Source organism: Streptomyces sp. L2, assembly GCF_004124325.1.
Taxonomy (GTDB): Bacteria; Actinomycetota; Actinomycetes; order Streptomycetales; family Streptomycetaceae; genus Streptomyces.
On record NZ_QBDT01000001.1, the window covers coordinates 99,458 to 125,125 of the forward strand.

At 74.0% G+C, this 25,668-nt stretch carries 21 protein-coding genes and 1 pseudogene; 14 read left to right on the forward strand and 8 right to left on the reverse strand.

What is annotated here, in order from left to right:
• Window positions 1–282: 282 nt before the first annotated feature.
• From DBP14_RS00470 to DBP14_RS00490, 5 genes are all read left to right on the forward strand, one after another.
• Window positions 283–774 carry a peptidylprolyl isomerase gene (locus tag DBP14_RS00470; protein WP_129305074.1) on the forward strand — a complete coding sequence of 164 codons (492 nt, stop codon included), beginning with the start codon at window positions 283–285 and terminating at the stop codon, window positions 772–774.
• A gap of 158 nt (window positions 775–932) precedes the next feature.
• Entirely contained in the window at window positions 933–1,658 is a 726-nt protein-coding gene (locus tag DBP14_RS00475) for a TetR-like C-terminal domain-containing protein (RefSeq protein ID WP_129305075.1), read from the forward strand.
• Window positions 1,659–1,698: 40 nt separating this feature from the next.
• Window positions 1,699–2,859: an MAB_1171c family putative transporter gene (locus DBP14_RS00480; protein WP_129305076.1), complete on the forward strand. Its 1,161-nt coding sequence runs from the start codon at window positions 1,699–1,701 to the stop codon at window positions 2,857–2,859.
• 347 nt (window positions 2,860–3,206) lie between these two features.
• On the forward strand, window positions 3,207–3,647 hold the full coding sequence (locus DBP14_RS00485) for a helix-turn-helix transcriptional regulator (RefSeq protein ID WP_129305077.1): 441 nt from the start codon (window positions 3,207–3,209) through the stop codon (window positions 3,645–3,647).
• On the forward strand, window positions 3,644–4,249 hold the full coding sequence (locus DBP14_RS00490) for a toxin (protein ID WP_129305078.1): 606 nt from the start codon (window positions 3,644–3,646) through the stop codon (window positions 4,247–4,249). The genes DBP14_RS00485 and DBP14_RS00490 overlap by 4 nt, the downstream gene beginning before the upstream one ends.
• Before the next feature lie 10 nt (window positions 4,250–4,259).
• Here the strand turns inward: DBP14_RS00490 and DBP14_RS00495 are convergent, their stop codons facing one another.
• The 4 genes from DBP14_RS00495 to DBP14_RS00510 form a co-directional block, all read right to left on the reverse strand.
• Window positions 4,260–8,039, reverse strand: coding sequence for an aminotransferase class I/II-fold pyridoxal phosphate-dependent enzyme (locus DBP14_RS00495; RefSeq protein ID WP_277752674.1), 3,780 nt, complete (start codon window positions 8,037–8,039; stop codon window positions 4,260–4,262).
• A 40-nt stretch (window positions 8,040–8,079) separates the two neighbouring features.
• Complete coding sequence (locus DBP14_RS00500) at window positions 8,080–9,021, reverse strand: NAD-dependent epimerase/dehydratase family protein (RefSeq protein WP_129305079.1); 942 nt, start codon at window positions 9,019–9,021, stop codon at window positions 8,080–8,082.
• Between the two features lie 100 nt (window positions 9,022–9,121).
• Window positions 9,122–10,015 carry a YegS/Rv2252/BmrU family lipid kinase gene (locus DBP14_RS00505; RefSeq protein WP_129305080.1) on the reverse strand — a complete coding sequence of 298 codons (894 nt, stop codon included), beginning with the start codon at window positions 10,013–10,015 and terminating at the stop codon, window positions 9,122–9,124.
• Between the two features lie 121 nt (window positions 10,016–10,136).
• On the reverse strand, window positions 10,137–11,729 hold the full coding sequence (locus DBP14_RS00510) for an FAD-binding oxidoreductase (protein WP_164992222.1): 1,593 nt from the start codon (window positions 11,727–11,729) through the stop codon (window positions 10,137–10,139).
• Window positions 11,730–11,811: 82 nt separating this feature from the next.
• Here DBP14_RS00510 and DBP14_RS00515 point away from each other — a divergent pair, with 82 nt between their 5' ends.
• Window positions 11,812–12,411: a TetR/AcrR family transcriptional regulator gene (locus tag DBP14_RS00515; protein ID WP_129305081.1), complete on the forward strand. Its 600-nt coding sequence runs from the start codon at window positions 11,812–11,814 to the stop codon at window positions 12,409–12,411.
• Window positions 12,408–13,985, forward strand: coding sequence for a glycerol-3-phosphate dehydrogenase/oxidase (locus DBP14_RS00520; protein ID WP_129305082.1), 1,578 nt, complete (start codon window positions 12,408–12,410; stop codon window positions 13,983–13,985). The genes DBP14_RS00515 and DBP14_RS00520 overlap by 4 nt, the downstream gene beginning before the upstream one ends.
• A 21-nt stretch (window positions 13,986–14,006) precedes the next feature.
• On the opposite strand, the gene DBP14_RS00525 is transcribed toward DBP14_RS00520, so the two are convergent.
• Window positions 14,007–14,663, reverse strand: a complete 657-nt coding sequence (locus DBP14_RS00525) for a family 16 glycosylhydrolase (RefSeq protein ID WP_129305083.1) — start codon at window positions 14,661–14,663, stop codon at window positions 14,007–14,009.
• Between the two features lie 197 nt (window positions 14,664–14,860).
• Here DBP14_RS00525 and DBP14_RS00530 point away from each other — a divergent pair, with 197 nt between their 5' ends.
• The 6 genes and pseudogenes from DBP14_RS00530 to DBP14_RS00550 all read left to right on the forward strand — a co-directional run bounded on the left by DBP14_RS00530 (window position 14,861) and on the right by DBP14_RS00550 (window position 20,257).
• Window positions 14,861–15,145, forward strand: coding sequence for a hypothetical protein (locus DBP14_RS00530; RefSeq protein WP_129305084.1), 285 nt, complete (start codon window positions 14,861–14,863; stop codon window positions 15,143–15,145).
• A gap of 175 nt (window positions 15,146–15,320) precedes the next feature.
• The gene (locus tag DBP14_RS00535; RefSeq protein ID WP_129305085.1) at window positions 15,321–16,109 is read left to right on the forward strand and encodes a polysaccharide deacetylase family protein; all 789 of its coding nucleotides are present in this window, start codon (window positions 15,321–15,323) and stop codon (window positions 16,107–16,109) included.
• Between the two features lie 303 nt (window positions 16,110–16,412).
• On the forward strand, window positions 16,413–17,168 hold the full coding sequence (locus tag DBP14_RS00540; protein WP_129305086.1) for a GNAT family N-acetyltransferase: 756 nt from the start codon (window positions 16,413–16,415) through the stop codon (window positions 17,166–17,168).
• Between the two features lie 165 nt (window positions 17,169–17,333).
• Window positions 17,334–17,428: pseudogene (locus DBP14_RS35885) on the forward strand.
• A 65-nt stretch (window positions 17,429–17,493) separates the two neighbouring features.
• On the forward strand, window positions 17,494–18,495 hold the full coding sequence (locus tag DBP14_RS00545; protein WP_129305087.1) for an aminoglycoside phosphotransferase family protein: 1,002 nt from the start codon (window positions 17,494–17,496) through the stop codon (window positions 18,493–18,495).
• A gap of 70 nt (window positions 18,496–18,565) precedes the next feature.
• Window positions 18,566–20,257, forward strand: coding sequence for a N,N-dimethylformamidase beta subunit family domain-containing protein (locus tag DBP14_RS00550; protein ID WP_241740747.1), 1,692 nt, complete (start codon window positions 18,566–18,568; stop codon window positions 20,255–20,257).
• Between the two features lie 205 nt (window positions 20,258–20,462).
• On the opposite strand, the gene DBP14_RS00555 is transcribed toward DBP14_RS00550, so the two are convergent.
• Both DBP14_RS00555 and DBP14_RS00560 read right to left on the reverse strand, forming a co-directional pair.
• The gene (locus tag DBP14_RS00555) at window positions 20,463–22,508 is read right to left on the reverse strand and encodes an NAD(+) synthase (protein WP_129305088.1); all 2,046 of its coding nucleotides are present in this window, start codon (window positions 22,506–22,508) and stop codon (window positions 20,463–20,465) included.
• Window positions 22,509–22,548: 40 nt separating this feature from the next.
• Window positions 22,549–23,253, reverse strand: a complete 705-nt coding sequence (locus tag DBP14_RS00560) for an SDR family oxidoreductase (RefSeq protein ID WP_129305089.1) — start codon at window positions 23,251–23,253, stop codon at window positions 22,549–22,551.
• 182 nt (window positions 23,254–23,435) lie between these two features.
• On the opposite strand from DBP14_RS00560, the gene DBP14_RS00565 reads away from it, so the two are divergent.
• Window positions 23,436–24,584 carry a sigma factor-like helix-turn-helix DNA-binding protein gene (locus DBP14_RS00565; RefSeq protein WP_241740748.1) on the forward strand — a complete coding sequence of 383 codons (1,149 nt, stop codon included), beginning with the start codon at window positions 23,436–23,438 and terminating at the stop codon, window positions 24,582–24,584.
• A gap of 75 nt (window positions 24,585–24,659) precedes the next feature.
• Here the strand turns inward: DBP14_RS00565 and bla are convergent, their stop codons facing one another.
• A complete protein-coding gene (gene bla / locus DBP14_RS00570; RefSeq protein WP_129305090.1) occupies window positions 24,660–25,574 on the reverse strand; it encodes a class A beta-lactamase in 915 nt (304 codons plus the stop codon).
• Window positions 25,575–25,668: the final 94 nt, after the last annotated feature.

The window sequence follows — 25,668 nt, forward strand, 5'->3', positions numbered from 1 at the left end:
GGAGCAGGAAGACCTGCGCGGCGAGCGTGCGCACGCTCAGGGAGGGCAGGAGGCGGTGTCCGGGGACGCGCCACGGCCTCGGACGACGGGACGGACGGGGCGGGTGCCGTGCGGTGGGCGGCGGCTCCACCCTCGCCCGGAACCAGCGGGAACGTCCGCTCATGTCTACTTTCTAGCATCGGGGCTCCCGGATGGGCGACCGGTGGGCCGGGGCGACACAGTGGGTGAGGAGGGGGGACCCTTGCGAACGGCGCGGTGGTGATCGACGGTAGGTTGGCCGTCATGAGCGAGAACGTCTACTTCGACATCACCATCAACGACCAGCCGGCCGGCCGGATCGTCTTCAGCCTGTTCGACGACGTGGTCCCGAAGACCGCCCGCAACTTCCGTGAGCTGGCCACCGGCCAGAACGGCTTCGGCTACGCCGGTTCGTCCTTCCACCGGATCATCCCCCAGTTCATGCTGCAGGGCGGCGACTTCACCCGGGGCGACGGCACCGGCGGCAAGAGCATCTACGGCGAGAAGTTCGAGGACGAGAACTTCAACCTCAAGCACGACCGGCCCTACCTGCTGAGCATGGCGAACGCCGGCAAGAACACCAACGGCTCGCAGTTCTTCGTCACCACGGTCGTCACCAGCTGGCTCGACGGCAAGCACGTCGTCTTCGGCGAGGTCGTCGAGGGCAAGGAGCTCGTCGACCAGATCGAGGCGCTCGGCAGCGGCAGCGGCGCGCCCAAGGGCAAGGTCACGATCTCCGCGAGCGGCACGGTCTGAGCCGTTTCGCACCGGTGAACCGGACGGAGGGCGGCCCGCGCCGGGCCGCCCTCCGGGGCGTTCCGGGGGCCCTACGGGTGGCCTGATCACCCCGCATGATCGAGTCGAGCGGACGGCCGCCCTCCATACGGGTGTGCGGCGGCGGGTACGGTTCGGCCATGGCAGTTTCTGAAACGGGTGCCGCCCAGGAGGACTTCGGGTCCCCGGCGGCCGTCAAGGCGGTCGCGCGGCGGCTGCTGACCGAGGCCGGCGCGGGCGGGTTGTCGCCGGAAGCCGTCGCCCGCGAGGGCTCACTCCCCGTCGACGACGTGCGGGCCGTCTTCCCGCACCGCGACGACCTGCTGACCGCCCTCGTCATCGACGCCTACGACGCGTCGGGCGCCGCGATGGAGAAGGCCGACGAGACCGCCCGGGAGTCGGGTGCGTCGGCGGGCGCGCGGCTGCTCGCGGTGGCACGGGCCCTGCGGGCGTGGTCGTTCGCCAACCCCGGCGAGTTCACGTTGATCTACGGCTCCCCCGTCCCCGGCTACAACGCGCCCCCGGAGACGGTTCCGCCCGCGTCGCGCACCCCCGCGGTGCTGGCCGGCATCGTGCGCGCGGCGCTGGAGGCCGGCGAGCTCACCCCGCCCCGGCGCGCGGTCCCCGGTCCGCCGCTGCTGCTGCCGGAGGCGGTGCAGCTGTTCGGCGGGGTTCCCGAGGCTCCGTTCTCGGACATCATCGAGCGCGGCATCGTGCTGTGGAGCGGTCTGATCGGGCTCCTGGTGTTCCAGGTCTTCAGCCGTACGCACGACAGCGTCCGCGACGAGTCCGCGTTCTTCGACTACGCCATCGCCGTGGCGGCCGAGAGCATCGGGCTCAAGGTCCCGGGCGACTCCTCCCACTGATCCGTTCGCCGCGTGCGCGGCACCTGCAGGGAATCGGGCCGTGAACACCACTAGAACCCTCTGCTTCGTCATAGCGGCGCTGTCGTCGTACGCCGCGCTGGTCTACCGGCTGTGCCAGGCGCGGCGCAGCCGGCGGGACAGCGCCTACCGCACGCTGGTCGTCACGCTGGTGCTGCAGTGCCTCACCTTCACGATGGGCGCCGTCGCCATGGGCGACGGGAGCTTCCTGGGCGTCGGGAACCTCGCCATCCTGGTGATGCACCTGTCGGCGGTGGCGTTCTGCGTCAGCGCGCAGATCATCCTGCTGCGCTGGGCGAGCGCCGGCGAGGAGGCCGCCCGCCGGACCCGTTACTGGCTGGTCACGGGGGTCGCGCTCACGGTCCTGCTGACCGTGCTGTTCTTCGTGGCGGACGGTCCCGGCCGGCCGGCGTCGGACTTCGACACCGGCAGCGGCCGGCCGCTGGTCCTCACCTACCTCCTGGTCTTCATCGTGTCCCAGGCGGTGCCGTGCGTGACCATCTTCCGGCAGTGCGGCCCCTATGCGCGGATGACCGACAAGGCGCAGCTGCGCCAGGCCCTGCGGCTGCTGTCGGTGGCCGCGGTGATCCTGTTCCTGTACTGCGCGGCGCGGACGGTCAACATCCTGACCGCGGCGGCGGGGCTGGACATCGGGGCGTGGACGGTGGCGCCGTCGGTGTTCAGCGCGGCGGGCATCGTCGCCCTGTCGCTGAGCCTGACCCGGCCGTCCTGGGGTGCTCCTGCGGTCAAGGTGCTGGACTGGGCGGACAGTTACCGCTCGTACCGGGTGCTGTATCCGCTGTGGCGGGATCTGTACGAGTCGTCGCCGGACATCGTCCTGGAGCCACCGGCCGGGGCGGCGGTCTCCGACCTGAACTACCGGCTGCACCGGCGGGTCGTGGAGATCCGCGACGGCTGGCGGGATCTGCGCCCCTACATCGACCGCGCGGTGGCGGCCGCGGAGGAGCGGCCGGGGCCGGGTGCGAGCGCGGAGTCCCGGCAGGCGTTCGCCGAGGCGGCCCGGATCCGGCAGGCGCTGCACGCCAAGCGCACCGGCACGATGCCGGACGACAACATGGACGCCGGCGACTTCGACGACCGGGATACGGACAACTTCACGGCGGAAGTGGCCTGGCTGACCCAAGTCGCGTCCGCCTACAGTAAACTCGGCAGCGCGGGTTGAGAGCTCCCGCCCGGTCTGCATCCCCCGTCAGACCGGGCGGGTTTCCCCCATTTCCACCCCCGGGTTCCCCCGTACTCCCCCCGTGGGTACTCCCCCGTGGTTTCCCCGTTCGGTCGCTCCGGACGAGTGGCTCCCGTCCGGACTGGCTCGACCCATCCCCCGAGGGTCGGGCCAGTCCGACGTCACCGGCATCCAACTCGGCCACCCCCGTGAGCCAAGTTAGCTGTCAGCTATCGGCGAGCACCAACGTTGGCTCAGTCCAGGCCGATTGTCAACTGACCGCTAATCTGGAAAGCTGACGGATAGCCGAGGGCTATGCCGAGGAGGTGACGGGAGGGAGAAACGCGATGTCCGAGACCGAGGACCGGCCTTTGCTGGCGGTGCGGCTGGACGACCTGTTCAGGACGGTGCGCCCCAAGGGCAGGCACTGGACCAACGCCGAGGTGGCGGAGGAGCTGAAGCGGTCCAGCCCGGAACTCAAGGTCGGGGGTGTGTATCTCTCCCAGTTGCGGACGGGCAAGCGCTCCAACCCCTCGCCGGACCTGCTGGCCGCCCTGGCCCGCTTCTTCGGCGTGTCGGTCGCCTACTTCTTCGACGACCAGGTCGCCGAGTCGGTGCTCGGCGAGCTCGCCGCCCTGGAGGCGCTGCGGCAGTCGGGGGTCCGGGCCGTGGCGATGCGGGCGGCCGGGATGAAGAAGGAGAACCTGCAGGCCATCACGGCCATCATGGACCAGTACCGGCAGATGCAGGGGCTGCCGCCGGTCACCGACGCCTCGGAGGCCGAGTGAGGCGCGGCAGGAGGCAGCAGCCGGCCGACCAGGAACGGCACAGCCGGCTCAAGCGCCTGCGGAAGGCGGGCGCGCGCAAGCTCGCCGAGCTGGACCTGCCCAAGGTGACCGACGTGGCCGAGCTGTGCCGCTACCTCGGTGAGGTCCGCGGCCGTCCGATCACGCTGGTGCCCATGCAGATGCCCGCCTCGCACCCGTGCGGCATGTGGGTCGCCGCCCGCGACGAGGACCTGATCTTCTACGACGCCAACACCACCGGCGCGCATCAGGAGCACATCATCTTGCACGAGCTGGGTCACATCATCTGCTGCCATCGCGGGGCGGGCTGGCTGGACGAGGCGACCGCCCGTCTGCTGTTCCCCAACCTCGACCCCGACCTCGTGCGGGACATGCTCCTGCGCGCGACCTACGACGACGTCCAGGAGCAGGAGGCCGAGATCATCGCCTATCTGCTCTCCCAGCGGGTCGGCGGCGCCGAGCCGGGGCACACGGCGCCGTCCGCCGGGGAGCACGGGGAGAGCGGGACGGGCAGGACCGGCGGGACCGGCGGGGACCCCGGCCAGGACGCCCTGCTCAGCCGGATAGAACGCACCCTGATCTGAGGTGCGCGGCTCACCCGCCGGCGGACCTCACCTCCTCGGCCACGACCGACACGGCGCGCCGGATGTCGTCCTCGCGGTGCTCGCCGGTGATGAAGAACCGCAGCCGGGCGAGGCCCTCCTCGACCGCCGGATGGAAGATCGGGTCGGCGACGACACCGCGGGCGAACAGCCGGTCGGCGAGCTGCAGGGTGCGCGCCGAGTCGCCGAGGAGGACCGGCACGATCGGTGTGTGGGCGCTGGTGCCCGTCGCCAGTCCGGCCGCCCGCGCGAGGTCCAGGAACAGCGCCGCGTTACGGGCGAGTGCGCGGACCCGGTGGGGTTCGGCGACGATCAGCTCGGTGGCGGCGAGCGCCGCGGCCGCGTTGGGCGGGGTCAGGCCCACGCTGTAGACGAAGCCGGGCAGGGTGTGGCGCAGCCAGCGCACCATGCGGGCCGAGCCGCCGAGGTAGCCGCCGCAGCTGGCGAACGCCTTGGACAGGGTGCCCATCCACACGTCCACGTCTCTGCGGTCGACGCCGAAGAACTCCCCGACGCCGCGGCCCTGTTCGCCCACCGTGCCGATGCTGTGCGCCTCGTCCACCATGAGCAGGGCGCCGTGGCGCTTCTTCAGCTCGATCACCGCGGGCAGGTCGACGAGGTCGCCGTCCATGCTGTACGCGCCCTCGACGACGATCAGGACGCGGCGGAAGCGGGAGCGGTTGAGCCGCAGCAACTGCTCCAGCCGGTCCAGGTCGTTGTGGGCGAAGGGCCGCCGTGCCGCCCCGGACAGGGTGCAGCCCTGGAGGATGCTGTCGTGGGCGAGCGCGTCGTGGAGGACGAGGTCGCCCTTGCCGACGAGGTGCCCGATGGCGGTGACGTTGGTGGCGTGGCCGCTGACCAGGGCCAGGCAGTCGTCGACGCCGAGGAATTCGGCGAGCGCCCGCTCCAGCCGTACGGTCAGTTCCCGTTCGCCGGACAGGACGCGGCTCGCGGAGACCGAGGTGCCGTAGCGGTCCACGGCCCGGTGGACGGCCTCGTTCACCGCCGGATGGCCGGACAGGCCGAGGTAGTTGTAGCTGCCGAACGACAGGTAGGCGCGGCCGTCGATCACGGTCGTGTCGCGGATGTTGCCTTGGTGCACCCGGAAATACGGGGTGCCGGCACCGCCCGCGGCGACGGCTGCCAGGCGTTCCTCGAACTGGCGGACCTCGGGGAACTCGTCGATGCGCGCGGTCCCGGAGTCCGGTCTCTGCGGGGGCGTCGGGCCGGGCAGGGCGTCGAGGGAGGCGGCCGGCCCGGTCAGGTGCGGGGCGACGAGTGCGATCAGCCGTTCGACGGTGAGGGCGGGCGTGAACAGCTCGTCGGTGCGGAACCCCGGCGCCCGCTTGGCGATGTTGACCTCCAGCTCCTGCAGCATCAGCGAGTCGAAGCCGAGATCGTGCACCAGGGTCATCCGCTCGCTCAGGTCGGAGACGGGGAAGACACCGGCGCGGGACACCTCTTCCAGGACGACGGCCGCGGACGCCGTGGCCGTCCGCACGGGAGGGGCGGCCGGCGTGGTGCGGGCAACCTCCGGGGAGACGGCCATGCCGGCGGCCACCGGGGTCGACCGGGAGTACGCGGCTTCCGGACGCGCGGGCGCGACGGCGGCCACCGTGGTGGAGCTGTCCGACGGCAGGCGTTGTGCCGGCACGTGCACAGGTTCCCGTTCCGAGGGGGCCTCGGCGGTGTCGCGGGCCGAGGCGTCGACCACCCAGTGGTGGCGCGGGGAGAGCGGGCTGGGCGGCAGGGTGCACGGGGGTATTCGCTCGGTCCCGGGGCGGACGTCCAGGCCGGTGACCGCCTGTTCGGCGAGCCGGGTGAGAGCGGCCGTGCGGTCCTGTGCGGACATCGTCCCCGGCGCCGGAACGGCCGATGCGCCGCCCACCGCACCGGACGGCACGGTGCCGGCCCACTGCCCCGGCCCGAGCGCTCCGGTACGACCCGACGCCAGCGCCTCGGCCGCCTCGGTCAGCCGGGCGACCGCCTCGGCGGTGTCCCGCGCCACGACCGCGAGACGTTCGGCGAACGGGGTACGGCGGGCCAGGGTGTCCGCCACCCGGCCGGCCGGAAGCCGGTCCTCGGCGACGGTCCGGGCGACCTCACATGCGTACCGCACGAGCCCGTCCCGGTCGCGTGCGCTGAGAACGAGCAGATGCGGCTCGCTTTCCTGGTCCGGACGTCTCAGTACCGAGCCGGTCTCTGGGGGGCGACCCGGGGCGGGGCCGTCACAGACCCAGCCGAGCGGGGCGGAGGGGACGGCAGCCGGCCCGTCCGGCGCGGGGCGCTCCGCACTGACACGGTCCTGCGCGAGACGCTCGGAGCCGACACGGTCCTGCACGTGATGATCCAGGGCCGGGCGGCCCGGGGCATGGCCGTCCGAGGCCCGGTCGGTGGGCGCTGCGATGGGTTCTTCTACGACGACGTGGACGCCGGTGCCGCCGAAGCCGAAGGCGCTCACGCCGGCGCGGCGTGGCCGGGCGGGGCCGGGCCAGGTGACCGGTGTGGCCGGGACGGTGAGACGGGCGGCGTCGAGTCCGGTGCGGTCGGCGAGGTCGAACGCGGGCTGGGGCGGGATGACGCCCCGGTGCACGGCCAGCACGGTCTTGACGAGGCCGGCGATGCCGGACGCGTTCAGCGAGTGTCCGACGACCGCCTTGACCGCGCCGAGGTAGGCGGACTCGGCCCGCTCGCCGCGCAGTTCGCGCAGGACGTCGACCTCCACGGGGTCGCCGACGGTGGTTCCGGTGCCGTGCGCCTCCAGGTAGCCGACGGCGCCCGGGGGCAGACCCGCGTCGCGGTAGGCACGGCGCAGGGCCCTCAGCTGTCCGGAGGGCTGGGGGTGCAGGCCTCCCTGGACGGTCCCGTCGTTCGCGGTGCCCACCCCGCGGATCACGGCGTAGACGCGGTCCCCGGCGGCCAGCGCGTCGCTCAGGGGCCGCAGGACGAGGACCCCGCCGCCCTCCCCGAGGACGAAACCGTCGGCCCCGGCGCCGAAGGGAAGGCAGCGGCCGCTGCGCGAGATCGCGCCGATCCGGCACAGACCCACCAGCAGGTCCGGAGTGAGGACGAGTTGGGCGCCGCCCGCGAGGGCGATGCGACAGCGGCCGGCGCGCAGCGCGAACACCGCGTTGGCGACGGCCATGAGGCCGCCCGAGCACGCGGAGTCGAGGGCGTAGCTCTCGCCGTGCAGGTCGAAGACCGAACTGATCGTGTTCGGGCCCATGTTGAGCAGGAGTCCGGCCACGGAGCTGCCGTGCAGGGGATCGACCCCGCGGACCGTCTCCTGCAGACCGGGCCCGGCCGCGCGGGCGCCGAACTCGCCGCCGACCAGCTGCCGCATGCGGACCCGCAGGGTGCTGATCTCGCGGTAGCCGCTCTCGGTGAGCGAGGTGATGACGGAGGTCTCCTCGCGGTCGAAGCCGTCGGTCTCCCAGCCGGCGTCCTGGATCGCCTCGCGGGCGAGGTCGATCAGCAGCCGGTGCTGGGGGTCCATCGCCCGGGCCCGGCGCGGCGGGATGCCGTAGTGCGCGGCGTCGAAGTGCCCCACGTCCGGCAGGAGCGCCATGGTGTCGGTGTAGGCGGCGGACGCGTCACGGAAGTCGTCGCTGCGGAAGGCGGCGCCGCGCCACCGGGTGTCGGGCACGGTGGAGAACTGCGGGCGCGGGTCCGTCAGGAGCCGCCAGTACTGGTTGACGTTGGGGGCCCCCGGGAACCGGCAGGCCATGCCGACGATGGCGACGTCGTCGCGCCGCCGTTGCGTTGAACCCACTGTGGAATCTTTCGCTCTCGCAGCTGTCAGGTCAGGGGTGTCACCCGGTGGCGCCGGACCGTTCGCGCCACCAGTCGACGGTCGCCTTGACCTGTTCGTCGAGGGGGGTGGCGCGGACGGTGAACTCGGCCTCGTACACGCTCGAATCGACCACGAACGGGCGGTCGAACTGGTAGCGGATCTCCTTGAGTTCGCGGATCAGCGGGGAGACGAGGGAGAGGGCGCCCAGCACGGCCGGGGGCAGCGCGCGGACGGTGACCGGCGCGGTGCCGGCCTCGGTGGCCAGGCGGCCGGTCATCTCCCGGGTGGACAGGGCGGGTCCGGTCGGGACGTGCCAGGCGCGTCCCCAGGCCCGTTCCTCGCCCGCGACCTCGGTCAGGGCCCGGGCGACGTCGGGCAGGTAGGTCCAGCTGTGCGGGGCGTCCGGGTCGCCGAGGACGGAGACCGGTTTGCCGCGCAGCAGCCGGGGCACGACGCGGGCGGCCAGGTGGCCGCCGTCGGTCACGCCGGGCCCGAAGAAGTCGGAGGCCCGCACCTCGACGGCCTTGACCCGGCCCTGCCGGTGCAGGTCCCGTGCCTGCTCCCAACCGGCGGCCCGCACCCGTCCCTTGGGGCCGGTCGCGGCGAGCGGCAGGTCCTCGGTGAGGGGGCCGTCGACCGGGCCGTAGCCGTAGAGGTTGCCCAGCAGGACCAGGACGGCGCCGGTCTCCTCAGCGGCCGCGCAGACCGAGGAGACAAGGGGCGGCCACTGGGCCGCCCAGCGGTGGTAGGGGGGTGCCGCGCAGTGGTAGAGCGCGTCGGCGCCCCGCACGGCGTCGGTCAGGCGCCGGGGGTCGGCGGCGTCCAGCGCGATGTGCTCGATGCCCGGTTCGGGGCTCCGGCCCGTTCTGGTGATGACCCGTACCGTATGCCCCTGTTGGGCCAGCAGCCGCGCTGTGGCCGCTCCGGCGGGACCGTTTCCGATGACGACTTTAAGGCTCACGGGCGCACACTAGCGCGCGTGTGTGTCAGTCCTGTGTCAGCTCTGTCCTGGGCCGGAACGGGTGACCACGCGGCTGGTCACGCGGCTGTTCAGGGGCTGGTCACGGGGCCGGCCGGTACAGGACGGGCAGATCGGAGGGGCGTACCCGGACCGTCACGGGCAGGGTGGCCTCGACCTCGCCGTCGGCGCCGTAGGGGACGGGCCGGGCGGCCTCGATGCGGATCTCGCGGCCGCGCAGGACCCGCACCTGGGGGCGGTGCACGTGGGCACCGGTCTTCAGGTCGTTCATGAGGGCGAAGAACAGCAGGCGCGGGGCGTGCCGGATCAGCACCAGGTCGAGCAGTCCGTCGTCGACGCGGGCGCCGGGGGCGATGAGCCGGTCGAAGCCGTAGTAGGGGGAGTTGGCGGCCACGACGGTGTAGCCGCGGTGGGTGTGCTCCTCGCCGTCGACGGTGATGCGGTAGTCGGCGGGCCGCCAGGTGGTGACGGCGCGCAGGCCGCCCGCGTAGTAGGAGGCGGCGCCGCGCAGCAGCCGGCTGTGGTTGGCGTGCCGGTTGGCGAGCGCGTCGACGCCGGCGTAGACGCTGCCGAGGACGACGGTGCGCGGGTGGACGGCCGACTCGACCTCGATGGTGTCGACGGGCCGCGGTTCGGCGTTGAGCAGGATGTCGGCGAGGGCGGCGGGGTCGCGGGGCAGGCCGAGAGCGCGGGCGAAGTCGTTGCCGCGTCCGGCGGGGACGAGGCCGAGGACGGCGCCGGTGCCGCTGAGGGCGCCGCCGATGCCGCCGGCCATGCCGTCGCCGCCGACCGCGAGGACCACCCGGCCGCGTTCCCCGGCCCGCCGGGCGAGGTCCCGGGCGTGGTCGAGGCTGTGGCTGTACTCCGTGTCCAGGCCGGCGCCCGCCTCCCGGAGCAGGCGGGCCACCTGGAGCAGCGTCGCCGCGCCGGTGGAGCCGCCGGCGGTGGGGTTGACGACGGCGGTGAACTGTCGCATGGATGTGCCTCCGGGCGGTCACGGTAGGGACAGGCTACGGCTGCGGGGCCGGCGGGACGGTGGATCGGCGGGGCCGGGCGGGCCGGGTGACGCGGGTGGTCAGGCCGGGGCCGGACCGGGGTCAGTCGGTGGGGAGCAGGACGCCGGGGTTGAGGAGTCCCTCGGGGTCGAGGCGGCGCTTGACGGCGCGCAGGGCCTCGATGCCGAGCGGTCCGGCCTCCTGGACGTACCAGTCGCGGTGGTCGGTGCCCACGCCGTGGTGGTGGCTGATGGTGCCGCCGGCGGCCACGATGGCGTCGTTGGCGGCGTGCTTGGCGGGCGTCCAGTGGGCGACGGGGTCCACGCCCTGGGCGCTCACGACGGTGAAGTACAGGGAGGCGCCGTTCTCGTACACGTGGGAGATGTGGCACATCACCAGCGGCGGGGTGCCGGCCTCGGTCAGGGTGTCGGTGAGCGCGGTACGGACGGCGGCGTAGAGGGCGGGGACGCGGGACCAGAACGCGGCGGTCTCCAGGGTCTCGGCGAACGCGCCGGCGTCGAGGAGGGCGTCGCGCAGGTAGGGCGCGGAGTAGCGGCCGTGGGCCCAGCGGTCGCCCGGTTCGGTGCCGATGAGGGTGCCGCCGCAGGCGCGCAGGACGGCCGCGGCCTGCTCCCGGCGCTGTGCGGTGTCCTCGGGTGTGCCCTCGTAGCCGGTGACGGCCATGCAGCCGGCGTCGCTCTGCGCGAGGTTGCCGCCGATCGCGTCGGGCTGGGCGAGGCCGATGAGGGTCTCGGTCTCGTCGGACAGGCGCAGTACCGTCGGCCGGGGTCCGTCCTGGGCGAGGCGGCGCAGGGCGGCGGCGCCCTCCTCGAAGGAGGCGAACCGCCAGCCCTCGTAGACGCGGACCTCGGGCAGCGGGCGGATCCGCACGGTGACGGAGGTGATGACGCCGAAGGCGCCCTCGGAGCCGAGGACCAGCTGACGCAGGTCGGGTCCGGCGGCGGAGCGGGGGGCGCGGCCGGTGTCGAGGGTGCCCTCGGGGGTGGCGAGGGTGAGTCCGAGGACCATCTCGTCGAAACGGCCGTAGCCGGCGGAGGCCTGTCCGCTGGAGCGGGCGGCGGCGAAGCCCCCGATGGTGGCCCATTCGAAGGACTGCGGGAAGTGGCCGAGGGTGAAGCCCTGTTCGGCGAGGAGGGCCTCTGCCTCGGGGGCGCGCAGGCCGGGCTGGAGGACGGCGGTGCGGGAGACCGGGTCCAGGTCGAGGAGGGCGTTCATGCGGCGCAGGTCGAGGGCGACGAAGGCGCTGCGCTCCGGGGCGAGTCCGCCGACGACGGAGGTGCCGCCGCCGAAGGGGACGACGGCGAGGCTGTGCTCCGCGCAGGCCCGCAGGACGGCGAGGACCTCGTCGTGGGAGGCGGGCAGGACGACGGCCTGGGGGACGTCCGCGAGGTCGCCGGTGCGGATGCGGAGCAGGTCGGGCGTGGACTTGCCGCGGGTGTGCCGGATCCGGCTCACCGCGTCCGTGCGGACGTGCTCGTCGCCGCCGACGGCCCGGGCGAGCGCCGCCAGGGCGGCGGGTTCGGCCGTGGGAGCGGGCAGGTGGATGTCCTCCAGGGCGAGCGCGGGGGTGGTGCGCGGCTTGACGCCGAGCAGGTCGCGCAGCAGTCCGGTCACCGAGTCGGGCAGCGGGGCCGCCTTGGCCGGGTCTCCCCAGCCGTTCCACAGCATGTCCATTGAACGGTCGTCCTCACAAGGTCGGTGTCTCGGTTCGCGGCGGCGTGGTCGGCGCGGCCCCCGGGGCGTTACACTGTGACACATGACGCCTATTCGTCACAACGGCTCGGACAACGACCACGTGCTCGACGCGGTGCGCGACTGCGTTCTCGCCGTCGGGGTGCGCCGCACCACGCTCGCCGACGTGGCCCGCCGCGCGGGCGTCTCCCGGATGACGCTGTACCGGCGCTGGCCGGACCTCAGGACCCTGGTGGGCGACCTGATGACCCGGGAGTGGATCGACGTGGCCACCCGCGCGATCCCCGAGCCGGTGCCCGGCGCCGAGACCCGGGAGCACGTCGTGACCGGACTGGTGGCCGGGGTGGAGGCGTTTCGCGCGCACCCCCTCTTCCGCAAGATCGTCGACGTCGACCCCGAGCTGCTGCTCCCCTACGTCCTCGACCGGCGCGGCGCGAGCCAGGAGGCGCTGCTCGCCCTGCTCGCCGACGGGCTGCGCGAGGGCCACGCGGACGGTTCGGTGCGCGTCACCCACCCCGAACGGCAGGCGCGCGCCGTGCTGCTGCTCGTGCAGTCGTTCACGCTGTCGCTGCGCACGATGACGGACGAGGACGACCCCGACCTCGACGCGCCCGCCTTCCTCGGCGAACTGCGCATCCTTCTGGAGAGGACCCTGACGCCATGAGCAACTCCACGGCCCTGCCCGGCTCGTCCCTCGACGCGGGCCGCCGGGTGCGGGAACTCGCCGAGGCGACGGACGGCCGTACGGTCGACGTCCTGGTCGTCGGGCTCGGCGCCACGGGGGCCGGAGCCGCCCTGGACGCGGCGGCCCGCGGCCTCGACGTCGTCGCGGCCGACGCCCACGACCTGGCCTTCGGCACCTCCCGCTGGAGCTCCAAGCTGATCCACGGCGGGCTGCGCTATCTGGCGTCCGCGCAGTTCGACGTGGCGCACGAGAGCGCGGTCGAACGCGGGGTGCTGATGACCCGTACCGCCCCGCACCTGGTGGGCGCCCAGCCGTTCGTGCTGCCGCTCACCTCCCTGGTGTCCCGGGCGCAGGCGTCCCTGGCCTGGGCCGGGTTCCGGGCCGGCGACATGCTGCGGCTGGCCGCCCGCACCCCGCGGCAGGTCCTGCCCGCACCGCGCCGGCTGACGGCGACCGAGGCGCGGCACCTCGCGCCCGCGGTGCGCGCGGACGGGCTGCGCGGCGGACTGCTGTCCTGGGACGGCCGGGTGACCGACGACGCCCGCCTGGTCACGGCCCTGGCCCGGACCGCGGCGGCGCGCGGCGCCCGGGTGCTGACCCGGCTCCGGGTGGTCCGGATGACGGGCACGGGCGCCGTGGTCCGCGACGAACTGACCGGCGAGGAGGGCGAGATCAGGGCGCGCGCCGTGATCAACGCGACCGGGGTGTGGGCCGGGGAGCTCGTCGAGGGGATCCGGATCCGTCCGTCGCGCGGCACCCACCTGGTGCTGCGCTCGGAGCGGCTCGGCGCCCTGCCGGCCGGTCTGCACGTGCCCGTCCCCGGCGAGACCAACCGGTTCGTGCTGGTCCTGCCGCAGGGCGACGGCCGCGTCTACGTCGGCCTCACCGACGAACCGGTCGAGGGCCCCGTCCCCGACGTCCCGGAGGCCCCGGAGTCCGACATCGGTTTCCTCCTGGACGTTCTCGGCTCCGTCCTGGACGTCCCGGTACGCCGGGACGAGGTGGTCGGCGCGTTCGCCGGGCTGCGCCCGCTGCTGGACACCTCCGGGGACGGCGGGCACGACGGGACGCCCGCGCGGACGGCGGACATCTCCCGCCGGCACGCGGTGCTGACCTCGGACGACGGGGTGACGACGATCGTCGGCGGCAAGCTGACCACCTACCGGCGGATGGCCCAGGACGCCGTGGACGCGGCGGTCGCGGCCCGCGGTCTGTCCGCCGGCCCCTCCCCCACGGCCGGGCTCCCGCTGGTCGGCGCCGCCGCGCCCGAGCGGCTGCGCGGCCTGCCCGCCCCGCGCCGGCTGGTCCGGCGCCACGGCACCGAGGCGGTGGCCGTCCACGCCCTGGCCGCCGGCGATCCGGCCCTCGCCGAGCCGGTGCTGCCCGGACACCCGGTCACCCGCGCGGAACTCCTCTGGGCGGCCCGGCACGAGGGCGCCCTGGACGAGTCCGACGTGCTGGACCGCCGCACCCGCATCGGCGTGGTCCCGGAGGACCGGGCGCGGGCGCTGGAGGCGGCCCGGGAGTCGCTGGCACGGGCGGCGACGGTCTGACCGCCGCCGGCCGGGGTGTCGTCACGTTCCGGACTCCGGCGGGCTGACGGTGAGTCGGCTCACCTCGTACGACATCTCGGTCGTCCCGGGGTCGGGCGCCGGATGGTAACGGCCCGCGCACACGGACAGGTTGACGATGAGGTAGGCGTGCCAGCCGTGGCCCACGCCCCGCCGGTCGGCGAAGACCTGCTCGCCGTTCACCCACCAGACGACGGAGTGGACGCCGAACTCGGTGCGCAGGTCCACCCAGGCGTGGGGGTGGACGGCGTCGTCGCGGAACGAATGGCCCGCGCACCGGACGTGGTTGGTGAACTCCAGCAGGCCGGGGTTGTCCGGGTGGTACTCGAAGACGTCGATCTCCTGGTCGCCGTCGCGCCAGGTCCAGATGGCCGGCCAGGCCCCGGTCTCCTCGGGCAGCCGCACCCGCGCCTGGAGCACGTCCCCGGACCGCACCATGAAGGCGTCCTCGCTGCCCTCCGTGGTCAGCAGTCCCGTGTTCCACTTGCCGTCCGGGCGCTTCCTCGCCCGGAAGACGCCCGAGCGGCTGTAGTCGGGGTCGGCCACCAGGTGGTCCAGTTTGTCGTCGCCGGGATTCTCCGGGCCGCCGTCCGGGTAGGCCCAGGACCGCCCGGCGACCCACTGCCGGGTCGAGCTGAAGTCCGCTGTGAACACCCGCATGGCCGAAGGTTCACCGCCCTCGGCGCCGCCATGCGGACACGCCGGAAGAGCGGGCCGGTAACCACTCGTCCGGGTGACATGTCCGGGGCCTCGGGGGCGGGGACGCGTCCAGCCGACGCGTCCAACCCGGGTACGCCCCGCGGCGACACCCGCGCGGGGCGGCCCCCGCCGGACGCGATGATGGGAACCTGCGCCCCATGAACAACCTCCCTCCCAGCATCGACCAGTACGTCGACCAGGTCACCGCGGGTCCCGGCGGTGTGCTGACCTACGAGGCCGGCGTCCTCACCGGCACGCTCACCGTCGCCACGATCCTCCAGGCGCAGGGCCGTACCGTGCGCGTCGTCCTCCAGCAGTCCGGCGGCGAGACCTGGTACACCCTCGCCGGCAGCCCCGCCCCCATCCCGGCCGGGGGCCTCGCCGCCTACCACCGCGACCTGCTGGGCCGCATCCGCCGAGGGGGCGGCACCCGCGCCACCTAGTGCGTGTCGTCCCGGCGGAGGCGGAACTCGGCCACCCGGGCGGCGGGTTGACGCCACCATGTCCGCAATCGCTCGTTCAATTGTCCGTGATTGGTAACAGAGGGATCCGGCAGGGGTTCTGCCCCGTCCTCGCAGGTGCACGGATTTCATCGGGACGGCAAGGGGCGGGGCGAACATGGCGCGTCATGGCGGGCGGGGCTGGTACGGCCGGGTGGTTGCGGCGGCGGTCGGGGTGACGGCGGTGGCCGCCGCCACCTCGGTGTGGACCGCGCAGGCCGGCCAGAGCACCGGCGGCCATCGCCCGCCGGCCGGGGCTCACGCCGAAGCCCCGGCCCGGCACCACGCGGCCGAGCCCGCGACCGTCTCCCCCGTCATCGCGCACTCCTCGGACGGCGGGGCCCACGCGGTCAACATCACCATCGACGACGGCCCGGACCCCGTCTGGACGCCGCAGGTGCTGCAAGTGCTCCGGGAGAACGGGGTGAAGGCGACGTTCTGCATGATCGGCCCGCAGGCGCAGGCGCACCCCGACATGGTGAAGAAGGTCGTCGCGGCCGGCCACCGGCTGTGCGACCACACGGTCTCCCACGACGTGACCATGGACCACAAGTCCCAGGCGTACCAGTCCAAGGAGATCCTGGACGCCGAACGCATGATCACGACGGCGTCCGGCGGGGTGCGCCCGCAGTACTACCGCGCTCCCGGCGGCGCTTTCACGCCGTACAGCCGGCACCTGGCCGCCTCGCACGGAATGCGGCCGCTGGGCTGGAACATCGACTCCAAGGACTTCGAACGGCCCGGCACGGCGGCCATCGTGGCCACCGTGAAGAGCGAGATCACCAACGGCCCGACCCTGCTCTTCCACGACGCGGGCGGCGACCGGTCCGAGACGGTGGCCGCGCTGCGGCAGGTGCTCCCCTGGCTGAAGCAGCAGGGGTATTCTTTCGGCTTCCCGGTCCGCTGACGCCGACTCATCTACGGTCGGGCGGCGGACGCCCCAAGCGGCGGTGGGCCGGACGGTCCGCCGCCCCCATTGATCTTCTGCCTCCGTGCATGGAAGAGTGCGGCACGTCACCTCACCGCCCCCACCCCTGGCGAAGGACTGAAGCCAATGTCCCCGGCGTCCCGCAGCGGCCGCCGTCGGCGCTGAACCGCCTGCCCTCCGGCAGCGGCCCGGCGCCCTCAGGCACTCCCACGGCGGCCCCACGACAGCGGTGCCCGGCGCACCGCCTCCGGCTCTCCTGCCATCCAACGTGAGGTCATCATCGTGGACACCGATGTCCAGAGCTTTGCCGTCGCCCACCTGCGCCATCGTCCCGAGGCGCTCGAACTGTGCTGCTTCGTCGCGGGTTTCGACCCGACGTCGACCAGCCCCTACCTCAACTACGCGACCCCGCTGCCCGGCGCGCGTCCCGGCGGCCGGGACGTCGCCACGCTCGTCGAGGCGTTCCGCGACCGGGGACTTCGGCCCCGGCTGGAGTTCGCGCCGGACGCCGCACCGGAGGTGGAACCCGCTCTGCGGCGGGCTGGGTTCGTCACCGAGGCCGTGCACGAGTACCTCGTGTGCACGCCCTCCACGCTCGCCCCGCCGCCGGCCGCCGGATTCCGGGTGGAGACGCCGGCCGACGACGAGGAGTACCGGGCGATCGACGCCGCGCTGGCCGAGGCGTTCGCGGGTGACGCCGTCGCGTCGCCGGAAGGCGCCGCGCGCCTGCGGCGCGTCCAGGACGCCGGCGGTGCCGTGCGCTTCGTGCGGTCGCCGGACGGCGGGTGCGCCGGGGCGGCGATGTGCTCGGCGCCGGCCGAGGGCACGGCGGAGCTGGCCGGGGTGGGCACCCGACCCGCCCATCGGGGCCGTGGTGTCGCCGCGGCGGTGACCGCGGCGCTGGCCGGTGCCATGTTCGCCCGGGGCACGCGCTCGGTGTGGCTGGAGTACTCGGGCGAGGGGTCACGACGGGTCTACGAGCGCGTCGGCTTCCGGCCGCGCGGGACCCGTCTGTACCTGGTGTTCGGGGAATCGTGACGAGGTGACCGGCCCGGGTCCCGCCGGGGGGAGCGGGATCCGGGCCGGAAGAGCCGCAAGCCGGGGCACCGCGCGCGGGACGCGTCAGCGTCGTGCAAGCGCCGCGTCAGCGGGGGCTGCCACTGTTGTCCATGTGAACGGCACGGGGAACCGGGCCGGGAACGAGGAGAGGTGCCCGGAGTGGTTGATCGGGGACCAGGGAGCTCAGCTCACGGTCGGGCCTTTCGAGGCCCACGCAGGTTCGAATCCTGCCCTCTCCGCTCACGTACGGCAGGGACGCGGAAACCCGCTGGTCGGCCGCGGCCCGGGGTGCTGGGATGGCGCCATGCGACACGAGGCGTCGACGACCGTCGACCGGGGCCGGTACGAGGATGCCGTGACCCCCTGGGAAGAGGAGTCCTGGCGGACCGCGGCGTTCCGCTGGGTGGAGGACGAACTGGCCGCGCGCGGACGGCGGGTGGACGGCGCCTGGCAGGTGCGGGTGCGTCCCTGGTCCGTGCTGGTGCGGATCCCGGTCGCCGGGGGCGGGCCCGTCTGGTTCAAGGCCAATCCGCCCGCCAGCGCCTTCGAGGGCCCGCTGACCGCGGCCCTGGCCCGCCTGGTCCCCCGGCACGTGCTCCGGCCGCTGGCCGTCGACGCCGGGCGCGGCTGGTCCCTGCTGCCCGACGGCGGTGCCCTCTTCCGGGACGTGCTCGCGCGGGACGAGGCCGGCCCCGGCGCGTGGGAGGACCTCCTGCGGCAGTACGCGAGCATGCAGGTGGTCCTCGTCCCGCACGCCCGGGACCTCGAACTGCTCGGCGTGCCCAGTGCCCGGACCACCGCCCTGCCCGCCCTCTTCGACACGCTCCTCGCGGAGAACACCGCGCTCTCCCCCGAGCAGCGTGCCCGGCTCGGCGCGCTGCGGCCCCGGCTGGTGGAGTGGTGCGAGGAACTCGCGAGCCTGGGCATCCCCGACACCCTGGACCACGCGGACCTGCACGACGGGCAGTTGTTCCATCCCGAGCCGGGCCGGTTCACCTTCTTCGACTGGGGCGACGCGGCCGTCTCACACCCGTTCTGCAGCCTGCTCATCCCGGCCCAGTGGGCCGCCGAGCGCCACGGCCCCGCGATCCTGCCGCGGCTGCGGGACGCCTACCTGGAGCCGTGGACGGGCCACGGCCTCACGGCGGCGGAGCTGCGCAGCGCGGTCGGCCCGGCCTGGCGCCTGGGCGCCCTCGGCCGGGCGCGCGCCTGGGGACGGCTGTTCCCGACGGCGACGGACGCCGGCGCCGTGGCGGGGCACGCGGCCGAGTCGCTGATGCAGTTGTTCACGGAGCCGGCCCTGTAGCGGTTGCGCCGTACGGACCGGTCTCGGGACGCTGGACCGGGGGCCGAGCCGGGCGCATCCGGGAGGCGACGTGAGGCCAGCGCAGGACACCGGGGCGGCGGGCGGGCCCGAGCGCGGCTTGGGCGGGCCCGAGCCGGGTCCAAACGGCCCCCAGCTTGGTCCGGACGGGCCCCAGCCTGGTCCGGACGGGCCCGAGCCGAGCCCGGGCGAGCCCCAGCCCGGCCCAGGCGGACCCCACCCGGGCCGGCGGCGCTTCCTGGCCCTCGGTGCGGGCCTGGGACTCGGTACGACCGCCGCGTGCACGGCGCACCGGCGGCCGCCCGGCCGGGACCGGCGTGCCGGGCGTGCCCGGCCGGAGGCGGAGCGGGACGCCCCCGGCACCGCCGACTGGCGCCTCGGCCCGCCGGGGCCGCCCGACGCGATCACCGGCTACACCGACCGGGTGAGCGTGACCCCGGGTGAGGAACTCGGTCTGCACGTGTCCACCACCGCCGGTTCGTTCCGGGTGTCGGCGTTCCGCGTGGGCTGGTACGGCGGTCAGGAGGCCCGCCGGATATGGACCTCCTCCCGGATACCCGGCCGTACCCGGCCGGCCCCGCGAGTGCTGCCGGACACGCGCACCGTCCGCGCCGACTGGCCCCCGACACTCTCCGTGGACACCACCGGCTGGCCCGAGGGCGCCTACCTGCTGCGGCTGGAGGCGGACAGCGGCCACCAGCGGTACGTCCCGCTCGTCGTCCGCTCCACCGAGGCCGCCGGCCGCACGGTCCTGGTGCACGCGCCCGCCACCTGGCAGGCGTACAACCACTGGGGCGGCGCCAGCCTCTACGCCGGCGCGTCGGGCGCGTACGCGACCCGCTCGCTGGCGGTCAGCTTCGACCGGCCCTACGACGGCAACGGCGCGGAGAAGTTCCTGGTGTACGAGCGGGCCGCCGTGGTGCTGGCCGAGCGGCTGCGCATCCCCCTCGCCTACACCACGGGCGTCGACGTCCACCGCGACCCCTCGGTGCTGGCCGGGGCGCACACGGTCGTGTTCCTCGGGCACGACGAGTACTGGACGCCCGAGCGGCGGTCGTACGTCACCGCGGTCCGGGACGCCGGGACGAACCTGGTCTTCCTCGGCGCCAACACCTGCTTCCGGCGGGTCCGGCTGGAGGACTCCGGGCGGCAGGGAAACGGCCGTACGGTCGTCTGCTACAAGACCGCCTACCGTTTTGACCCCTGCTATCCGTCCCGGCCGGCCGAGGTGACCACCGACTACCGGCTGGCGCCCGCCGCCTCACCCGAGTCGTCGCTCACGGGCGTGCTCTACGACGGCTATCCGGTCGACGCCCCCTATGTCGTGCGCGCCGCCGGCCACTGGGTGTACGAGGGCACGGGTGTCCGCACCGGGGACGGCTTCGCCCATCTGGTGGGCGTCGAGTACGACCGGGTCTCCCCCGCCTTCCCCACCCCGGCGGCCCTGGAGATCACCGCCCACTCCCCCGTCGTCTGCGAGCGCCGTGCCGGTCACAGCGACTCGGCGTACTACACGGCCCCCGGCGGCGCGGGCGTGTTCGCCACCGGCACCATGCGCTGGGTGGAGGGTCTGCTGGCCGGGACGGGGACGCTCGGCCGCGACCACGGCATGGACGCGCGTACCCGTGCCTTCGTCACGCGGACCACGGAGAACGTGCTGGCCGCGTTCGCGCGGGGCCCGGCGGTGCGCCACTGCCCGCCGCCCCGCCCCAACGTGACCGACGTGTACGGCGCCCCGTCCTGACCGCCCGTCAGCACCGGGTCAGCGGCGCGTCAGCCGCTCCTGGCACTGTTGTCCATGTGAACGGCACGGGGAACCGGGCCGGGAACGAGGAGAGGTGCCCGGAGTGGCTGATCGGGGACCAGAGCACAGCTCACGGTCGGGTCTTTCGAGGCCCACGCAGGTTCGAATCCTGCCCTCTCCGCCCTGCCGCACGCTCAGGGGCCCGCTACTCCCCGACGCCCGGGACGTCCCAGCGGGCGAGGTCGCGCAGCCACGCCTCCGCCGTGCCGTCGGAGGGCGCGCGCCAGTCGCCGCGGGGCGAGAGCGAGCCGCCGGCCAGCACCTTCGGCCCGTTCGGCATGGCGGACCGCTTGAACTGCGCGAAGGCGAAGAAGCGGCGGCAGAAGTACTCCAGCCAGTGCCGGATCTCCGGCAGGCCGTACGCCTCGCGCTTGTTCTCGGGGAAGCCGGGCGGCCAGGCGCCGGCGTCCTTGTCGTGCCAGGCGTGCCAGGCGAGGAAGGCGATCTTCGAGGGCCGGAAGCCGTGCCGCAGGACGTGGAACAGGGTGAAGTCGTGCAGCGCGTAGGGGCCGATCTTCGACTCGGTGGACTGCAACTCCTCCCCCGGCACCAGTTCGGGGCTGATCTCGGTGTCGAGGATCGCGGCCAGCGTCTCGTTCGTGTCGCCCTCGAACTGGCCGCTGCTGATCACCCAGCGGATGAGGTGCTGGATCAGGGTCTTCGGCACGCCGGAGTTGACGTTGTAGTGGCTCATCTGGTCGCCGACGCCGTACGTGCACCAGCCGAGCGCCAGTTCGGAGAGATCGCCGGTGCCGAGGACGATGCCGCCGCGCTGGTTGGCCAGCCGGAACAGGTAGTCGGTGCGCAGTCCGGCCTGCACGTTCTCGAACGTGATGTCGTAGACGGGCTCCCCGGACGAGAAGGGATGGCCGATCTCCTGGAGCATGAGGCGGGCCGTCGGGGAGATGTCCAGCTCGGTCGCGGTGACACCGAGGGCGCGCATCAGCTTGTGGGCGTTGCCCTTGGTGTGCTCGCCGGTCGCGAAGCCGGGCAGGGTGAAGGCGAGGATGTCGCTGCGGGGGCGGCCTGCCCGGTCCATGGCCTTGGCGGCGACGATCAGCGCGTGCGTGGAGTCGAGGCCGCCGGAGACGCCGATGACGACCTTCGGCCCGCCGATGGCCGCGAGCCGCTGCTGGAGGGCGGCGACCTGGATGTTGTAGGCCTCGTAGCAGTCCTGGGCGAGCCGGTCGGCGTCGGCCGGGACGAACGGGAACCGCTCGACGCGGCGGCGCAGGCCGAGGTCCGTCGCGGGCGGGTCGAGCCGGAACCGCACCTCGCGGAAGCCGCTGGTCCGGGCGGCGTGGGTACGGCGGTTGTCGTCGAACGTGCCCATCCGCATGCGGGCCTGGCGCAGCAGGTCGAGGTCGATGTCGGCCACCGCGTACCGGTCGCCCTGCGGGAACCGGTCGGTCTCGGCGAGGAGGACACCGTCCTCGTAGATCATGGTCTGTCCGTCCCAGGACAGGTCGGTGGACGACTCGCCCAGGCCGGCAGCCGCGTAGACGTAGGCGGCGAGACAGCGCGCGGAGGCGGAGCGGCACAGCAGTCGGCGGTCCTCGGCGCGGCCGACGGTGATCGGGCTGCCCGAGAGGTTGAGCAGGACGGTCGCCCCGGCCAGGGCCGCCTCGGCGCTGGGGGGCACCGGCACCCACATGTCCTCGCAGATCTCGGTGTGCAGGACCAGTCCGGGCACGTCCTCGGCGGCGAAGAGCAGGTCGGTGCCGAAGGGCACGGCGCTGCCGCCGACCGTGAGGGTGCCGCCGCGCTCGTCGTCACCGGCGGCGATCTGCCGCTTCTCGTAGAACTCGCGGTAGTTGGGCAGGTAGGACTTGGGGGCGACGCCGAGGATCCGGCCGCGGTGCACGAGCACGGCGCAGTTGTAGACGCGGTGGCGGTGGCGCAGCGGGGCGCCGACGACGAGGACGGGCAGGAGGTCGGCGGAGCCGGCCACCACCGTCTGCAGGGCGGTCTCGATCTCGTCGAGCAGCGCGTCCTGCAGCAGGAGGTCCTCGATGGAGTAGCCGGACAGGCACAGTTCGGGGAACACGGCGACGGCGACGCCGTCCTCGGCGCAGTGGCGGGCCTGCCGCAGGACGGCCTCGGCGTTGGTGTGCGGCTCCGCGACGGCCGCGTGGCCGGTGCAGGCGGCGACGCGTGCGAAGCCGTGCTGGTAGATCGACGAGAAGTTCACCCGGTCATTTTATGATCAGTCGCCGCCGGCGCCCCGGGGATCACTTGTGGAACGCCTCCTTCTTGATCAGGCCGAGCATGGTCGGGGTGCCCTGTGTGGTGCGTACGTCGAGGAAGTCGTGGACGTGGCCGTCACCGGTGGCGGTGGCGGTGGCCGTGCTCAGCAGGGCATGCGCGAGGTCCGCGCGGGAGGTGTAGCGGCCGGGCAGCCGGGCGGGGGCGATCTCGTAGTCGCTGACCTCGGCCGCGTCGAACAGTCCGCTCGGCCGGATGACCGTCCAGGCGAGGCCGCTCGTCCGGACGACGTCCTCCATGCGCCGCATGTCGTCGTAGACGGTCCGGCCGACGACCCGGGAGAAGAACGGTTCCAGCACCCTGCTGAAGAAGAAGCCCTCTCCGGGCGCCGGCACGTCGAACAGGATCGTGGAGGTCACGCAGACGAGGCGGTCGACGCGGTGGCGGGTCATGGCCCGGCTGATGTGGGTGGCGCCGGCCGAGTACACGGTGACGGGGGCGCGGCCGTAGGGGACGCCGAGCGTGGAGATCACCGCGTCCTGCCCCTTGACGACGTGCTCGACCGCCGCGGCGTCGAGGACGTCGGCCTCCTCGACGCGCAGCCGGGGGTGGCTCAGCGGGAAACTGTCGGGGTGGCGGGTCACGGCGGTCACCTCGTGTCCGGCGGCGACGGCCTGCTCGGTGGTCTGCCGTCCGGTGGGTCCGTTGGCTCCGAAGACGACGAGTCTCATGGCGTTCTCCTCTGGTGGCGGTGTCCGGTCGCTGCCGTTGGAGAGGGAGCGGCGTCCCGCGGGTGTGACATCGCGGGCGCCGGATGAGACGTGCGGCACACCGGGGCCGGAGGACGTCACACGGGCGCGGGTGCGGGCCCTCTCAGGTGGGGAGGAGTTGTCAGCGGAGGCGAGGAGATGTCATGGCCGACGACCGGACGGATGCCGGGGCGGACACCGCCACGCGGGTGTTCCTCGACCACCGCGAGCTGCTGTTCGCCATCGCCTACAACATGCTGGGCACGGTCACGGACAGCGAGGACGTGCTCCAGGAGACCTGGCTGTCATGGGCGGGGCGCACGGCCCGTGCGGAAGTCCGGGGCGGGGGTGCGGGCGGCGCCGGAGCCGAGGGGGCTGGGGCGCCGGCGGACCCGGCCGACGGCGAGGGCGCGGTGACCGGTGGGGGCGCGGTGGCCGGTGCGGGCGGTACGGGCGGCGAGGGCCCGGCGGCCGGTGCGGGCCTGCCGGCCGGTGCCGGCGGCGGGCGGGCTGCTGGGGCCGCGCCCGTGATCGAGCATCCGCGGGCCTACCTCGTGCGGATCGCGGTGCGGCATGCCCTGGCGCGGCGGGAGAGCATCGCCCGGCGGCGGGAGACGTACGTCGGGCCGTGGCTGCCGGAACCCCTGGTCACGGGCGGCACCGCCGGCGATCCGGACGCCGCCGACGAGGCGGTGCGGCAGGAGTCGGTGTCGCTGGCGCTGCTCGTGGTCCTGGAGACGCTGACCCCCCTGGAGCGGGCGGTGTTCGTCCTGCACGAGGTGTTCGGCTACGCCCACACCGAGATCGCGGACATGCTGGGCCGCTCCCCGGCGGCCGTACGACAGCTCGCGCATCGCGCCCGGGGCCATGTGCGGGCGCGCCGCCCCCGCTACCGGGCCCACCCGCGGGTGCGGCGGCAGGTCACCGAGCGGTTCCTCGACGCGACGATCGGTGGCGACCTGGGCGCGCTCATGGAGATCCTGGCGCCGGACGCGACCCTGTGGACCGACGGCGGCGGCAAGGCTCCCGCGGCGCCGCGGCCGATCCGTGGCCGGGACAAGGTCGCCCGCGCCCTGACCGGGTTCGCCGCGCGTTCGGCGGAGGGGCTGGAGCTGCGGCACCGGGACGTCAACGGGGACGCGTCCGTGGTCGTGTTCGCGGACGGCGCTCCGCACGCGGTGATGGTGATGGACCTCGATCCGGACCGCGAGCAGGTCCGGGACGTCTACCTGGTCACCAACCCGGACAAGCTCTCGACGGCCGGCGGCCGGGCGGAGGAACGCGCGCCGGGGCGGCCGGCGCGCGGGGTCTGAGCGGGCCCGTCCTCAGCCGCGCGAGGTCTGCGCGGGCCCGTCCTCAGCCGCGTGAAGCCCGGCCGGCGGGCGTCCTCACTCGCCGGGCGCCAGGACGCGGGCCGCGAGCCGTGCCGCCTCGGCGATCAGGTCGTCGTCCACCGGCGCCTTCTTGGCGGGCTTCGCCGACAGCACGGCCAGGACGAGCGGCGTCTTCCGGGTGGTCCAGGCGATGCCGATGTCGTTGGCGCTGGCGTAGTCACCGGTGCCGGTCTTGTCGGCGACGGTCCAGTCCTGCGGCAGGCCCTTGCGGAAGCGTTTGGCGCTGGTGGTGTTCCCCTTCAGCCAGGTGAGGAGCTGCTCGCGGTCCGCGGGGGCCAGGACCCGTCCGAGCGCCACCTCCTCCAGGCTCCGCCCGACGGCCTCCGGGGTGGTCGTGTCGCGGAGGTCGCCGGGGATCGCCGAGTTGAGGTCGGTCTCCCAGCGGTCGAGGCGGGTCACCTCGTCGCCGATCGACCGCATGAACCGGGTGAGACCCGCGGGACCCCCGATCTGACGCAGCAGCAGATTGCCGGCGGCGTTGTCGCTGTACTGGATGGCGGCCGCGCACAGGTCCCCCACCGCCATACCCGCGTCGACGTGTTCCGCGGTCTTCGGCGAGTTGTCCAGGATGTCGCGCTGCGGGTAGTGGATCACCCGGTCCAGCGGCGCGCAGTCCGCGTGGTCACGGAGGACGGCGGCGGAGGCGAACGTCTTGAACGTCGAGCACATCGCGAACCGCTCCCCCGCACGGTAGGAGACGGTGTCCCCGGTGCGGACGTTGCGGGCGTACACGCCGAGGCGTGCGCCGTAATTCTGTTCCAGGTCGAGCAGCGCGTCGTCGGCCCGGAGCCGCCGGGACGCCCCGGTGGCCGCCGAGCCGGGCGCGGCCGGAGTGAGCAGCGAGGTGGCGGAGAGGGCGAGGCCGGCCCGGAACAGGCGGCGGCGCGGCATCGAGATGGGACGGGCCATGAGCGAGGACCTCCTCGTCATGCGTCGCCGGGGCGGACCGGTCGACGCCGTGGATCTTCGGTGCGCACAGCGAAACAGCCCGACCCCACCCATG